11 protein-coding genes are annotated in these 13,451 nt (G+C 72.1%); all 11 read left to right on the top strand.

Going from position 1 to position 13,451, the window contains the following annotated elements:
• Positions 1–4 precede the first annotated feature (4 nt).
• Genes ELY19_RS02515 through nuoN form a run of 11 tightly spaced genes read left to right on the top strand, consistent with a single transcriptional unit; the run spans position 5 to position 13,443 of the window.
• Entirely contained in the window at positions 5–1,264 is a 1,260-nt protein-coding gene (locus ELY19_RS02515; protein ID WP_126198658.1) for an NADH-quinone oxidoreductase subunit D, read from the top strand.
• Complete coding sequence (nuoE, locus tag ELY19_RS02520; RefSeq protein ID WP_126194795.1) at positions 1,261–1,983, top strand: NADH-quinone oxidoreductase subunit NuoE; 723 nt, start codon at positions 1,261–1,263, stop codon at positions 1,981–1,983. Before ELY19_RS02515 ends, nuoE begins: the two co-directional genes overlap by 4 nt.
• Positions 1,980–3,320: an NADH-quinone oxidoreductase subunit NuoF gene (gene nuoF, locus ELY19_RS02525; protein ID WP_126194796.1), complete on the top strand. Its 1,341-nt coding sequence runs from the start codon at positions 1,980–1,982 to the stop codon at positions 3,318–3,320. Before nuoE ends, nuoF begins: the two co-directional genes overlap by 4 nt.
• Positions 3,317–5,659, top strand: coding sequence for an NADH-quinone oxidoreductase subunit G (locus ELY19_RS02530; protein WP_126194797.1), 2,343 nt, complete (start codon positions 3,317–3,319; stop codon positions 5,657–5,659). The genes nuoF and ELY19_RS02530 overlap by 4 nt, the downstream gene beginning before the upstream one ends.
• On the top strand, positions 5,656–6,972 hold the full coding sequence (nuoH, locus tag ELY19_RS02535) for an NADH-quinone oxidoreductase subunit NuoH (RefSeq protein WP_126194798.1): 1,317 nt from the start codon (positions 5,656–5,658) through the stop codon (positions 6,970–6,972). Before ELY19_RS02530 ends, nuoH begins: the two co-directional genes overlap by 4 nt.
• Positions 6,965–7,495 carry an NADH-quinone oxidoreductase subunit NuoI gene (gene nuoI, locus ELY19_RS02540; protein ID WP_126194799.1) on the top strand — a complete coding sequence of 177 codons (531 nt, stop codon included), beginning with the start codon at positions 6,965–6,967 and terminating at the stop codon, positions 7,493–7,495. Before nuoH ends, nuoI begins: the two co-directional genes overlap by 8 nt.
• Complete coding sequence (locus ELY19_RS02545; protein ID WP_126194800.1) at positions 7,492–8,277, top strand: NADH-quinone oxidoreductase subunit J; 786 nt, start codon at positions 7,492–7,494, stop codon at positions 8,275–8,277. Before nuoI ends, ELY19_RS02545 begins: the two co-directional genes overlap by 4 nt.
• Positions 8,274–8,573 (top strand): NADH-quinone oxidoreductase subunit NuoK, encoded by a 300-nt coding sequence (nuoK, locus tag ELY19_RS02550; protein ID WP_126194801.1) that lies wholly within the window; start codon positions 8,274–8,276, stop codon positions 8,571–8,573. Before ELY19_RS02545 ends, nuoK begins: the two co-directional genes overlap by 4 nt.
• 3 nt (positions 8,574–8,576) lie before the next feature.
• The gene (nuoL, locus tag ELY19_RS02555; RefSeq protein WP_126194802.1) at positions 8,577–10,454 is read left to right on the top strand and encodes an NADH-quinone oxidoreductase subunit L; all 1,878 of its coding nucleotides are present in this window, start codon (positions 8,577–8,579) and stop codon (positions 10,452–10,454) included.
• Positions 10,451–11,965 (top strand): NADH-quinone oxidoreductase subunit M, encoded by a 1,515-nt coding sequence (locus ELY19_RS02560; RefSeq protein WP_126194803.1) that lies wholly within the window; start codon positions 10,451–10,453, stop codon positions 11,963–11,965. The genes nuoL and ELY19_RS02560 overlap by 4 nt, the downstream gene beginning before the upstream one ends.
• On the top strand, positions 11,962–13,443 hold the full coding sequence (nuoN, locus tag ELY19_RS02565) for an NADH-quinone oxidoreductase subunit NuoN (protein ID WP_126194804.1): 1,482 nt from the start codon (positions 11,962–11,964) through the stop codon (positions 13,441–13,443). The genes ELY19_RS02560 and nuoN overlap by 4 nt, the downstream gene beginning before the upstream one ends.
• The last annotated feature ends 8 nt before the right edge of the window (positions 13,444–13,451 follow it).

A 13,451-nucleotide genomic window follows, 5' to 3' on the forward strand; every position in this document is an offset into this window, starting at 1 on the left:
CGCCATGGGCTCCGACTGGGACGACATCGCCGCCGAGGCGATCGGCCAGGAGCGGATCGTGGTCAACATGGGCCCGCAGCACCCGTCGACGCACGGCGTGCTGCGCCTGATCCTCGAGCTCGACGGGGAGACCGTGACCGAAGCGCGGTGCGGGATCGGCTTCCTGCACACCGGCATCGAGAAGAATCTGGAGTTCCGCACCTGGACACAGGGCACCACCTTCGTCACCCGGATGGACTATCTCGCGCCGCTGTTCAACGAGACCGCGTACTGCCTGGCGGTGGAGAAACTGCTGGGCATCACGGAGGAGATCCCCGAGCGCGCGACGGTCATCCGCGTACTGCTCATGGAGCTGAACCGGATCACCAGCCACCTCGTGGCGCTGGCCACCGGTGGTATGGAGCTGGGCGCCGTCTCCCCGATGCTCCGCGGTTTCGAGATCCGCGAGCAGATCCTCGACGTCTTCGAGACGATCACCGGGCTCCGGATGAACCACGCCTACATCCGGCCCGGCGGCGTGGCGGCCGACCTGCCCGCCGAGGCGGTCCCGCAGATCCGGGAGCTGTTGCGGACGCTGCCGCCACAGCTGGACGCGATGTCGTCGATGCTCACGGACAACCCGATCTGGATCGCCCGGACCAAGAACATCGGCTACCTCGACCTCACCGGCTGCATGGCGCTCGGCGTCACCGGGCCGGTCCTGCGGTCGACGGGCCTGCCCCACGATCTGCGCCGCAGCGAACCGTACTGCGGCTACGAGGACTACGAGTTCGACGTGGTCACCGACAGTGGCTGCGACTGCTACGGCCGGTACCTGATCCGCGTGCTGGAGATGAGCCAGTCCCTCCGCATCGTGGAGCAGTGCCTCGACAAGCTCGCGCCCGGCCCCGTCATGGTCGACGATGCGCGCCTCGGCTGGCCGGCGGACCTCGCGGTCGGTCCCGACGGTCTCGGCAACTCGCGCGCGCACATCGCGGAGATCATGGGCGAGTCGATGGAGTCGCTCATCCACCACTTCAAGCTCGTCACCGAGGGCTTCGCGGTTCCCGCCGGCCAGGTCGCGGTCTCGGTCGAGGCACCGCGGGGCGAGTTGCTCGTGCACGCCGTCAGCGACGGTGGCACCCGGCCCTATCGGGTGCACTTCCGCGACCCCTCGTTCACGAATCTGCAGGCGGTCGCGGCGATGTGCGAGGGCGGCATGGTCTCCGATGTCATCGCGGCCGTCGCCAGCATCGACCCGGTCATGGGAGGGGTGGATCGATGAGCGAGCCCGTCTTCCTCGAGTTCGGCGCGCGACCGCAGGAGGCCGTGCAGTTGTACCGGCCCGGCGCGCCCACCGAGTACCCCGCGCCCGTCGCCGAGCGGCTCGCGGCGGACGCCGCACAGTTGATCGCACGCTATCCCGAGAAGCGGTCGGCCCTGCTGCCGCTGCTGCACCTGGTGCAGTCCGAGGACGGCTACATCACGCCCGCGGGCATCGAGTTCTGCGCGGCCGCACTGGGCCTCACCGCCGCCGAGGTGGTCTCCGTCGCCACGTTCTATTCGATGTACCGGCGCGGCCCGACGGGCGAATACCTGGTCGGCGTGTGCACCACCACGCTGTGCGCGGTGCTCGGCGGCGACGCCATCCTGTCCTCGCTCTGCGAACACCTCGGGATCGCCCCCGGCGGCACCACCGACGACGGGAAGGTCACCGTCGAGCGGGTCGAGTGCAACGCGGCCTGCGACTACGCCCCCGTCGTGATGGTCAACTGGGAGTTCTTCGACGACCAGACGGTGGCGAGCGCCCGGGACCTGGTCGACGCGCTCCGGTCGGGCCGGCCACCGTCGCCGACGCGCGGCGCCCCGCTCGGAACCTTCCGCGAGACCGCCCGGCTGCTGGCCGGTTTCGACGACCCCCGGCCCGGCGCCGTCTCCGCTTCCGGCGCTGGCGGCGCGCCCACGATGGCCGGCCTGCAGGCCGCCCGGGAGGCGGAGTCATGACCGCGCAGCTCACCCCCGTGCTCTCCGCCCACTGGGGCGACCCCGAGCCCTGGACCCTCACCTCCTACCGCGCCGCGGGCGGCTACGAGGGACTCGAACGCGCGCTCACGATGACCCCCGACGAGGTGATCGCCCTGGTCAAGGACGCGGGGCTGCGGGGCCGCGGCGGCGCCGGCTTCCCGACCGGCCTGAAGTGGAGCTTCATCCCGCAGCTCCGCCCGGGCGAGGACCCCGCACCCGGCGCCGACAAACCGCATTACCTCGTGGTGAACGCCGACGAGTCCGAACCCGGTACGTGCAAGGACATGCCGCTCATGTTCGCCACGCCGCACACCCTGATCGAGGGCGTCATCATCGCCTCGTACGCCATCCGAGCACGGCGGGCGTTCATCTACGTCCGTGGCGAGGTACTGGGCGTGCAGCGGCGGCTGCGCGCCGCCGTCGCCGAGGCGTACGCGGCGGGCTATCTCGGCAAACCCATGGGTCCGAGCGGTTTCAGCCTCGAGCTCGTGGTCCACGGCGGTGCCGGCGCGTACATCTGCGGCGAGGAGACGGCGCTGCTCGACTCCCTGGAGGGCCGCCGCGGGCAGCCGCGACTGCGGCCGCCCTTCCCCGCGGTCGCCGGCCTGTACGCCTCGCCGACGTGCGTGAACAACGTCGAGTCGATCGCCAGCGTCCCGGCGATCCTCGCGCGCGGCGCCGAGTGGTTCCGCACCATGGGCAGCGAGAAGTCGCCGGGCTTCACGCTGTACTCGGTCTCGGGGCATGTGGTCCGCCCCGGCCAGTACGAGGCCGCACTCGGGGTGACGCTGCGGGAGATGCTCGAGCTGGCGGGCGGTGTCCGGCCCGGGCACGAGCTCAAGTTCTGGACGCCCGGCGGATCGTCGACGCCGCTGCTCACCGCGGAGCACCTCGACGTGCCGCTCGACTACGAGGGGGTCGCCGGGGCCGGCTCGATGCTGGGCACCAAGGCGCTCCAGATCTTCGACGACACCGTGTGCGTCGTGCGGGCCGTGCTGCGCTGGCTGGAGTTCTACGCGCACGAGTCCTGTGGGAAGTGCACCCCGTGCCGCGAGGGCACCTACTGGCTGGTGCGGCTGCTGCGCAGGCTGGAGGAGGGCGAGGGCCGCGCGGAGGACCTCGACACGCTCGCCGAGGTGGCCGATGGGGTGCTCGGCAAGGCCTTCTGCGCGCTCGGCGACGGTGCCGCGAGCCCGATCCAGAGCTCCCTGAAGTACTTCCGCGAGGAGTACGCGAGACATGTCGCCGAGGGCGGTTGCCCCTTCGACCCCGCCGCCTCGATGCGCGAGGCCCCGGTCCCGGGAGGTGCGCGATGACCGCGCCCGAACCCGTCAAGGCCACCATCGACGGCATCGAGATCGAGGTCCCGCCGGGCACTCTCGTGATCCGCGCCGCCGAGGACCTGGGCATCGCGATCCCCCGCTTCTGCGATCACCCACTGCTCGCCCCCGCGGGCGCGTGCCGGCAGTGCCTGGTGGACGTGGAGGGCCAGCGCAAGCCGCTCGCCTCCTGCACGACGACGGTGACCGACGGCATGGTCGTGCGGACGCAGGCCACCTCCGCCGCCGCGGCGGGGGCGCAGCGGAGCGTGATGGAGCTGCTGCTGGTGAACCACCCGCTGGACTGCCCCGTCTGCGACAAGGGCGGCGAGTGCCCGCTGCAGAACCAGGCGATGTCCGCCGGCCGCGCCACCTCGCGCTTTCCCGCGGCCGACAAGCGCACCTATCCCAAGCCGATCCCCCTCTCGGCGGAGATCGTGCTCGACCGCGAGCGCTGCGTCCTGTGCGCCCGGTGCACCCGCTTCTCGGACGAGATCGCCGGCGACGACTTCATCGAACTCATGGATCGCGGTGCGCTGCAGCAGGTGGGCGTCGCCGGCGATCAGCCGCTCGACTCCTACTTCTCCGGCAACACGGTGCAGATCTGCCCGGTCGGCGCGCTGACGAACACGTCGTACCGGTTCCGCGCCCGCCCCTTCGACCTGACCTCCACCCCGTCGGCGTGCGAACACTGCGCCAGCGGCTGCGCGCTGCGCGTCGACCACCGCCGAGGCGAGGTACTGCGCCGCCTCGCGGGCGACGACCCGGAGGTCAACGAGGAGTGGAGCTGCGACAAGGGACGCTGGGCGTTCACCTACGCGTCGGCGCCGGACCGGCTCACGACGCCCCTGGTCCGCGCGGCCGACGGTGCCCTCGCCCCGGCGTCGTGGCCGGAGGCGATCGCGGCCGCCGCGAAGGGGCTGACCGGGCGGGCGGCGGGCGTCCTCGCCGGCGGCCGCGGCACCGTCGAGGACCTCTACGCCTACTCCGCTTTCGCCCGCATCGCACTGCGCACCAACGACATCGATTTCCGGATCCGGCCGCACAGCGCGGAGGAGGCGTCCTTCCTCGCCTCCGGAGCCGTGGGCGGGGTGACGTACGCCGACCTCGAGGCGGCGCCGGTCGTCCTGCTCGCCGGCCTCGAACCCGAGGAGGAGTCGCCGATCGTGCACCTGCGGCTGCGCAAGGCCGTCCGGGCCTGCGGCACCCGGGTGCTGTCGATCGCCCCGTTCGCCTCGCGCGGCCTCGGCCGCCTCCACGGCACCCTGCTGCCCTGCCCGCCCGGCGACGAACCCGCCGCCCTCGCGGACGCGGCCCTCATGGAGCGGCTGACGGAGCCCGGCTCGGTGATCCTCGTCGGCGAGCGGCTCGCCGAGACCCCGAACGCGCTCGCGGCCGCCGCTGCACTGGCCGGCACCACCGGCGCTCGGCTCGCATGGATCCCGCGCCGCGCGGGCGAGCCCGGCGCCGTCGCCGGGGGCGCGCTGCCCGGGATGCTCCCCGGCGGTCGGCTGACGGCCAACTACGCCCACCGCGCCGAGCTCGAAAGCCTCTGGGGCGTCACCCTGCCCGAGGGGCCCGGTCGCGACACCGCAGGCATCCTCGCCGCTGCGGCGAGCGGCGAACTCCCCGCACTGGTGTGCGGCGCGGTGGACGTCGCGGATCTGCCTGACCCACGGGCCGCGCGCCGCGCCCTCGACGCCGCCTTCGTGGTGAGCCTGGAACAGCGCGAGTCCGAGGTGACGGCCCGGGCCGACGTGGTGCTCCCCGTCGCCACCGTGACCCAGCGCGCGGGCACGTTCCGGAACTGGGAGGGCCGCGACCGGTCCTTCGCCGCCGCCCTCCCGACGCCCGGCGCCCTCGCCGACGCGCGGGTGCTCGCCGTGCTCGCGCGGGCGATGCGCGCCGACCTCGGCTTCACCGACAGCGACGGGGCCGCCGCCGCCCTCCGCACGCTCGGCACCGTCCGGCTGCCGCGCCGCCCCGTCACCGGGCGACCCGGCACCGTCGGGGCTCCTGGCGATGGGGAGGCCCTGCTCGCGACGTGGCGGCAGCTGCTCGACCTGGGCCGCGGCCAGGACGGGGAGCCCGACCTCGCGGCCACCGCGCGCCGCCCGGTCGCACGGATGTCCGCGGCGACGGCGGCCGGCATCCTCGCCGCGGACGGCGCCGACGTATCGATCTCGACCGACCGCGGCACCATCACGTTGCCGCTCGCGGTGACCGAGATGCCCGACGGCGTGGTGTGGGTGCCGCGAAACTCTCCCGGGAGCACCGTCGCCGAGACCCTCGGCGTCGGCTGGGGCGCCGTGGTGGGGATCGGGGTGGCACGATGACCCTCGCCCTCGGACCGCACGACCCGGTCGACCTCTCCGCCTTCGGCCGCGACCCGTGGTGGCTCATCCTGCTCAAGGCCGTGGCGATCTTCGCCTTCCTCGTACTGACCGTGCTCGCCGCGATCCTCATCGAGCGCAAGGTCATGGCGCGGATGCAGCACCGGTACGGGCCGAACCGGGTGGGTCCCTTCGGCATCCTGCAGTCCCTCGCGGACGGCATCAAGCTCGCGCTGAAGGAGGGCATCACGCCCGCGGGCGTCGACAAGCCGGTCTACCTGCTCGCGCCGATCATCGCCACCATCCCCGCCTTCATGGCGTTCGCCGTGATCCCCTTCGGACCGCAGGTCTCGGTGTTCGGGACGTGGACGCCGCTGCAGCTCACGGACCTTCCCGTGGCGGTGCTCTACATCCTGGCGATCACCAGCATCGGCGTGTACGGCATCGTGCTCGCCGGCTGGTCCTCCGGCTCGACCTACCCGCTGCTCGGCGGGCTGCGGTCCACGGCGCAGGTGATCAGCTACGAGGTGGCGATGGGCCTCTCGTTCGCCGCCGTCTTCCTGTACGCGGGCACCATGGCGACGTCGGGCATCGTCGCCCGGCAGGAGGGCACCTGGTACGTCTTCCTGTTGCTGCCCTCGTTCGTGGTCTACGTGGTCTCCATGGTCGGTGAGACCAACCGCGCGCCGTTCGACCTCCCCGAGGCCGAGGGCGAACTGGTGGGCGGCTTCCACACCGAGTATAGCTCGCTGAAGTTCGCGATGTTCATGCTCGCGGAGTACGTGAACATGACCACGGTCTCCGCCCTGGCGACCACCCTGTTCCTCGGCGGCTGGCACGCGCCGTGGCCGCTGAACATGTGGGAGGGCGCCAATTCCGGTTGGTGGCCGGTGGTCTGGTTCGTGGGCAAGGTGTGGTGCTTCCTGTTCGCCTTCATCTGGCTGCGCACCACCCTGCCGCGGCTGCGGTACGACCAGTTCATGCGCTTCGGCTGGCAGCTACTGATCCCCACGGCGCTGGCCTGGGTGCTCGTCGCCGGCGCGGTGCAGGCGTGGGCGCTCACCGGGCGCTCCACGACGGTGCTGGCCCCCGTCGTCTCACTGCTGTTCACCCTCGTCGTGCTCGCCGTCCTGGTGGCGCGGCACCGTCGCCAGAAGGCGCCCGATCCCGGCCCCGACCCCGAGACCTTCTCGATGCCCTTCGATCCCATGGCCGGCGGCTTCCCGGTGCCGCCCCTGCCGGGCCAGTACCTGTCCGAGCCCGCTCGGCGCGCCCTGCCGAGTGAGGCGGATGCGAAGGAGGCGTCCCATGGCTGATGCTGCATCGCCCCCACCCGGAGGCCACCCGCTCGGCCTCGCCGGGTTCGGCGTGACCCTGCGGACGATGTTCACCAAACCGGTCACCGAGAACTACCCGGAGGAGAAGGCACCCACCGCGGGCCGCTACCACGGGCGCCACCAGCTCAACCGCTACGCGGACGGCCTGGAGAAGTGCATCGGCTGCGAGTTGTGCGCGTGGAGCTGCCCCGCGGACGCGATCTACGTGGAGGGCGCCGACAACACCGAGGAGGAGCGGTACTCCCCCGGCGAGCGCTACGGCCGGACCTACCAGATCAACTACCTGCGGTGCATCGGCTGCGGCCTCTGTGTCGAGGCCTGCCCGACGCGCGCGCTGACGATGACCAACGACTACGAGATGGCCGACCGGGATCGCGGCGCGCTGATCTACGACAAGGACGACCTGCTGGCCCCCTTGCACGAGGGCGAGCAGCCGCCACCGCACGCCATGCGCGAGGGCCTCACGGCCGCGGACTACTACCGCGGGGCGGTGGACGAATGACGGGCGAGGAGTGGGCGTTCTGGATCGTCGCGGTACCCGCGGTCGTCTTCGCGCTGGGCGTCGTGCTGGCCTCCAAGGCCGTCTACTCGGCGCTGTGCCTGGCCGCCACCATGATCCTGTTGGCGGTCGCCTACATCGCCCAGGGCGCGACCTTCCTGGGTGTCGTCCAGATCGTGGTCTACACCGGCGCGGTGATGATGCTGTTCCTGTTCGTCGTCATGCTCGTGGGCGTCGACTCCTCCGACTCGCTCGTGGAGACCCTGCGCGGGCACCGGGTGGCCGCCGCCGTCGCGGGGCTCGGCTTCGGCATGCTGCTCATCGGCCTCGTCGCCCGGGCCTCGGTACGGGACGCCGGGGCCGCGCAGGGGGCGCCCCCGGGCGAGTACCCGCCGAACTCCGTGGAGGCGTTGGCCGACACCGTCTTCGTGCGCTACCTCTGGGCGTTCGAACTCACCGCCGCGCTGCTCATCACGGCCACGCTGGGCGCGATGATCCTGGCGCACCGGGAGAAGCTCACCACCGCGCTCAGTCAGCGCGAGCAGTCGATCCGCCGGTTCCGCGAGGGCCGCCGGGCCACGCCGTTGCCCAACCCCGGTGTGTACGCGCTGGGCAACGCCGTCGACCTGCCGGCCCGACTGCCCGACGGTTCGCCTGCCCTCGACTCCGTCAACCACACGCTCACGCCGCGCGCGCCCGGCGAACGCCGCGCCCTGCCCGACCGCGCCGCGTCGCTCGACGACGAGGTCCCGCACGTGCTCCGCGACGAGGAGGTGTCTCCGTGAACCCGCATCTCTACCTGTACCTGGCCGCGCTGCTGTTCGCGATCGGCGCGGCCGGGGTGCTGCTGCGCCGCAACGCCATCGTCGTGTTCATGTGCGTGGAGCTCATGCTCAACGCCGCCAACCTGGCGCTGGTCACCGCGGGCCGCATGCACGCGGTGCCCCACGGCCAGGTACTCGCCTTCTTCACGATGGTCGTGGCCGCCGCCGAGGTGGTGGTGGGCCTCGCGATCATCATCGCCATCTTCCGGGTCCGCAAGTCCGTGTCGGTCGACGAGCCGCACCTGTTGAGGCGGTGACCGGTGACCGTACTCCTCGCGGCTCTGCCGCTGATCCCCCTCGCCGGAGCGGCGGTCCTGCTGCTCGGCGGGCGCCGCACGAACGCCTGGGGGCACCTGGTGGGGACCGCCGTCGCTGCGCTGTCCTTCGTGGTCGCGGCCATCGCCTTCGGCCTGCTCCTGGCCCGCGATCCGGCGGACCGGTCCGTGGGCACCGTTCTCTATCATTGGTTCTCGGGCGGAGACCTGTCGGTCGACCTCGCGTTCCGGCTGGACCAGCTGTCGGTGTGCTTCACGCTCCTCATCACGGGCGTGGGCACCCTGATCCACATCTACTCGATCGGATACATGGCGAGCGATCCGGGACGACGACGGTTCTTCGGGTACCTCAACCTGTTCCTCGGCGCGATGCTGGTGCTGGTGCTGGCGGACGGCCTCGTGGTGCTCTATCTGGGCTGGGAGGGCGTGGGCCTCGCCTCGTACCTTCTCATCGGCTTCTGGCAGCACAAGCCCTCGGCGGCGACGGCGGCGCGGAAGGCCTTCATCGTCAACCGCGTGGGCGACATGGGACTCGCCCTGGCGGTCGCCGTGACCCTGACGACCTTCGGCACCACCACCTTCGGCGAGTTCCTGCCGCGCGCGGGTGAGGCCGGCGAGGGCGCGCTCACCTGGCTCGGGCTGCTCCTGCTGCTCGCCGCGTGTGCCAAGTCGGCGCAGGTTCCGCTGCAGAGCTGGCTCGGGGACGCGATGGAGGGCCCCACGCCCGTCTCCGCGCTCATCCACGCCGCGACGATGGTCACCGCGGGCGTCTACCTCATCGTGCGCACCGGCCCCGTCTTCGAGGCCGCTCCCGTGGCGCAGGGTTTCGTACTCGCCGTCGGCGCGGTGACGCTGCTCTTCGGTGCCGTCATCGGCTGCGCGAAGGACGACATCAAGAAGGCCCTCGCCGCGTCGACGATGAGCCAGATCGGCTACATGGTGCTCGCCGCCGGCCTCGGCCCCGCGGGCTACGCCCTGGCCATCGCGCACCTGCTGGCGCACGGCTGCTTCAAAGCAGGGCTGTTCCTCGGGGCGGGCTCGGTCATGCACGGGATGAACGACGAGACGGACATGCGCCGGTACGGCGGCCTGGCGAAGGTCATGCCGGTCACCGCGGTCACCTTCGGCCTCGGCTACCTCGCGATCATCGGCGTCCCGCCGCTGTCGGGCTTCTTCACCAAGGACGGAATCATCGAGGCGGCGCTGGGCCGCGGCGGCTTCTGGGGCGTCGTGCTGGGCGGCGCCGCGATCCTCGGCGCGGGGATCACCGGCTTCTACATGACGAGGGTGATGGTGCTGACCTTCTACGGCGAGCCCCGCTGGCGCGCGGGCACGCATCCCCATGAGTCGCCGAGCGTGATGACGGCGCCCATGATCGTGCTGGCGCTGGGCAGCGTCGGTGCGGGCGCGCTGCTCGTGCTCGGCGGCACGCTCTCCGACTTCCTCTCCCCCGCCGTCGGATCCGCACCCGAGGCGCACCACGCGATCCCCGCGTGGGCGGTCACCCTGCTGGTCCTCGGCGCGGTCGCGATCGGCGTCGCGGTAGCGGTCCGCCTGACGCGGACGGTGCCCGTCGAGGCACCGACGGCCGTGAGCCCCCTGACCCGCGCGGCCCGCCAGGACCTGTACGGCGACGCCCTCAACGAGGCCGTCTTCATGCGTCCGGGCCAGGCCGCCACCGAAGCGCTGCTCATCGCCGAGCGCAGGGGCATCGACGGCGCGGTCGACGCGATCCCCGCGGGCGTGCACCTCGGATCCCTCCTCCTGCGCCGCTCGCAGACGGGGTACGCGCGGAGCTATGCGCTGACCATGCTGGCCGGGACGGCGGTGCTCATCGGCGCCGCGGCGGTGTGGCTCTCATGAGCGGGCCGTGGCTGACGCTGCTGTGGGCGGCGCCCGCGGTCGGCGGCGTCGCCGCCGCTGCGGCGCCTCGCGCGGCGCGGTGGATCGGGCTGGCGGCGTCACTCGTCGCGCTGGTGATCGGCGTCGCGCTGGCGTTCGCGTTCGACACCGCCGGCGGCTTCCAGTTCGTCGAATCACACTCGTGGATACCGTCGTTCGGCGCCGGCTACCGCCTGGGGCTCGACGGGACCGGTCTGGTCCTGGTACTGCTGACCACCGCGCTGCTGCCCGTCCTCCTGCTCGCCGCGTGGCGCGAGACCTCCCCGCAGAGCGAGCGGGCCGGCACCTATGTCGCGCTCACGCTGGCGGTCGAGGCGATGGTGCTGGTCAGCTTCGTCGCCACCGACGTGCTGCTGTTCTACCTCGTCTTCGAGGCGATGCTGATCCCGCTGTACTTCCTGCTCGCCGGATTCGGCGGCACCGGAAGCGAACCCGGCGTCCGCATCCGTGCCGCGGTGAAGTTCCTGCTCTACAACCTGGCGGGCGGGCTCGTCATGCTCGCGGCGATGGTCGGGCTGTACGCCGCGTCCGGCACCTTCGACCTGCGGGCCCTGCTCGACGGTGCGCGGCCCGGCCCCGGGATCGCGCAGGACCTGATGTTCCTGGGCTTCCTCTTCGCCTTCGCGGTGAAGGCGCCACTGTGGCCGCTGCACACCTGGCTGCCCGGCGCGGCGGTGCAGACGAATCCGCCGACCGCCGTGCTGATGATGGCGATCGTCGACAAGGTGGGCACCTTCGCCATGCTGCGCTACTGCCTCACCCTGTTCCCCGACGCCGCCGCCCGAATCGCTCCGTGGGTGGCGGCGCTGGCGGTGATCGGGATCGTCTACGGCGCGATCCTCGCGATCGGGCAGTCCGACGTGATGTCGCTCATCGCGTACACGTCCATCAGCCACTTCGGCTTCATCATCCTCGGCGTGTTCGCGCGCACCGGCGACTCGCAGGCCGGCTCGGTGCTCTACATGGTGAACCACGGCGTGGCGACGGCCGCGCTGTTCCTCACCGCCGGGGTGCTGGTGGCGCGTCGCGGGAGCCGCAGGGTCGCCGACTTCGGCGGCGTCTGGTCCCGCGCGCCGAAGCTGGGCGCGATCTTCCTCATCGCCGGCCTCGCCACGCTCTCCCTGCCCGGCCTCGGCCCGTTCGTGTCCGAGCTGCTGGTCGTGGTCGGCACCTACCCGCGGTGGGCGCTCGCCGCGGTCGTCTCCGTCCTCGCACTGGTGCTGTCGGCGATGTACGTGCTGTGGACCTACCAGCGCATGTTCACCGGCCCCGCGCCGGAAGCCGTGGAGCGCACCTTCGGTGCCGGGAGCGCGGCGAGCGGGCCGGATGCTTCCGGCGATGCCCGGCCGCGCGAACTGCTCGTGCTGGTCCCGCTGGTCGTCGCGCTGTTCCTGCTGGGCTTCTTCCCCGGCCCCGCGCTGGACGCGATCAACCCGTCGGTCTCACCCACGGTCGCGGAGGTCGCCCGATGAACCCGCAACCACTCGGCCCGCTCGCTGCGCTCCCGGCGCCGTCGATCGAGTACTCGCAGATCGCCCCGGCCATCATCGTCTTCACGGCGGCGATCATCGGCGTGCTCGTCGAGTCCTTCGCGCCCGCCGGCGTCCGCGCGCGGGTGCACGCGGTGCTCGGCGGTGGCGCCGTCGGGGTGGCGCTGCTCGCGGTGGCGCTGCTCGCGGACGCCGGAGCGCGCCCGCGGGCCGTCCTCGCCGGGTCGGTCGCCGACGACGGGCTCTCCCTCGCGCTGCAGGGTCTGCTGCTGGTGTCCACGCTGCCCGCGCTGGCGCTCATGGTGGCGCGGTACGACTCTCTGACGCACACCGAGGCGGTGCCACTGACGCTGTTCGCGCTCGGCGGCATGCTTGCCTTCGTCTCCGCGCAAGACTGGCTGACGGTGTTCGTCGCACTCGAGGTGTTCTCGCTGCCGCTGTACCTCCTGTGCGCGCTCGCGAAACGGCGCGGCCTGCTGCCGCTCGAGGCGGCGCTGAAGTACTTCCTGCTGGGGGCGTTCAGCTCGGCGATCCTGCTGTTCGGCGTCGCCCTCCGGTTCGCCGCGACGGGATCGACGGCGATCACGGCGGTGCCGCAGGACGCGACGTTCGGCACGCTCGGCGCGGCACTGATCGGTGTGGGGCTGCTGTTCAAAGTCGGTGCGGTGCCCTTCCATTCGTGGGTCCCCGACGTCTATCAAGGCGCACCGACCCCGGTCACCGCGTTCATGGCGGCGGCCACCAAGATCGCCGCGTTCGGCGTGATCGTGCGGCTCACCCTGGTCGCGTTCCGGGACGTGCCCTGGCGGCCGGTGATCGCCGCGGTCGCCGTGGTCACCGTCGTCGTGGGGTCGGTCATCGCGGTGACCCAGTCGGACGTCAAGCGCCTGCTCGCCTACTCCGCGATCGCGCACACGGGCTTCCTGCTCATCGGCGTCTTCGCCGGGACCGTCCGGGGGACGGGCGCGGTCTGCTTCTACCTCGGGGTCTACGGGATCAGCACCGTCGGCGCCTTCGCCGTCGCCGCCGCCGTCCGGGAGACGCGGCCCGACGGGACGACCGCGGAGGTGGCGGAGCTGGATCGGTGGGCGGGGCTCGGGCGGTCGCGCCCGTTGCTCGCGGGGGCCATGGCGTTGTTCCTGCTGTCGTTCGCCGGCATACCGCTGACCGCCGGGTTCGTCGGCAAGTTCGCGGTCTTCGCGGCGGCGGCGCAGCGGGGCGGTGGGTGGCTCGTGGTCGTCGGCGTGCTGGCGAGCGCGCTGGCCGCGGTCTTCTACATCCGCGTGCTGATGACCATGTACTTCGCTCCGGCCCACGAGTTCGCGCCGGACGTGCCGCGGGTGGACCCGCTCACCGGCTTCGCGATCGTCCTGGGCGTGGCGGCGGTGGTCGCGCTCGGGATCCTCCCCCAGCCGTTGTTGGACCTGTTCGCCGATCTCACGGTGTTCACGGGCCGATAAGTAGAATC

Source organism: Tsukamurella paurometabola, assembly GCF_900631615.1.
Classification (GTDB): Bacteria; Actinomycetota; Actinomycetes; order Mycobacteriales; family Mycobacteriaceae; genus Tsukamurella; species Tsukamurella paurometabola_A.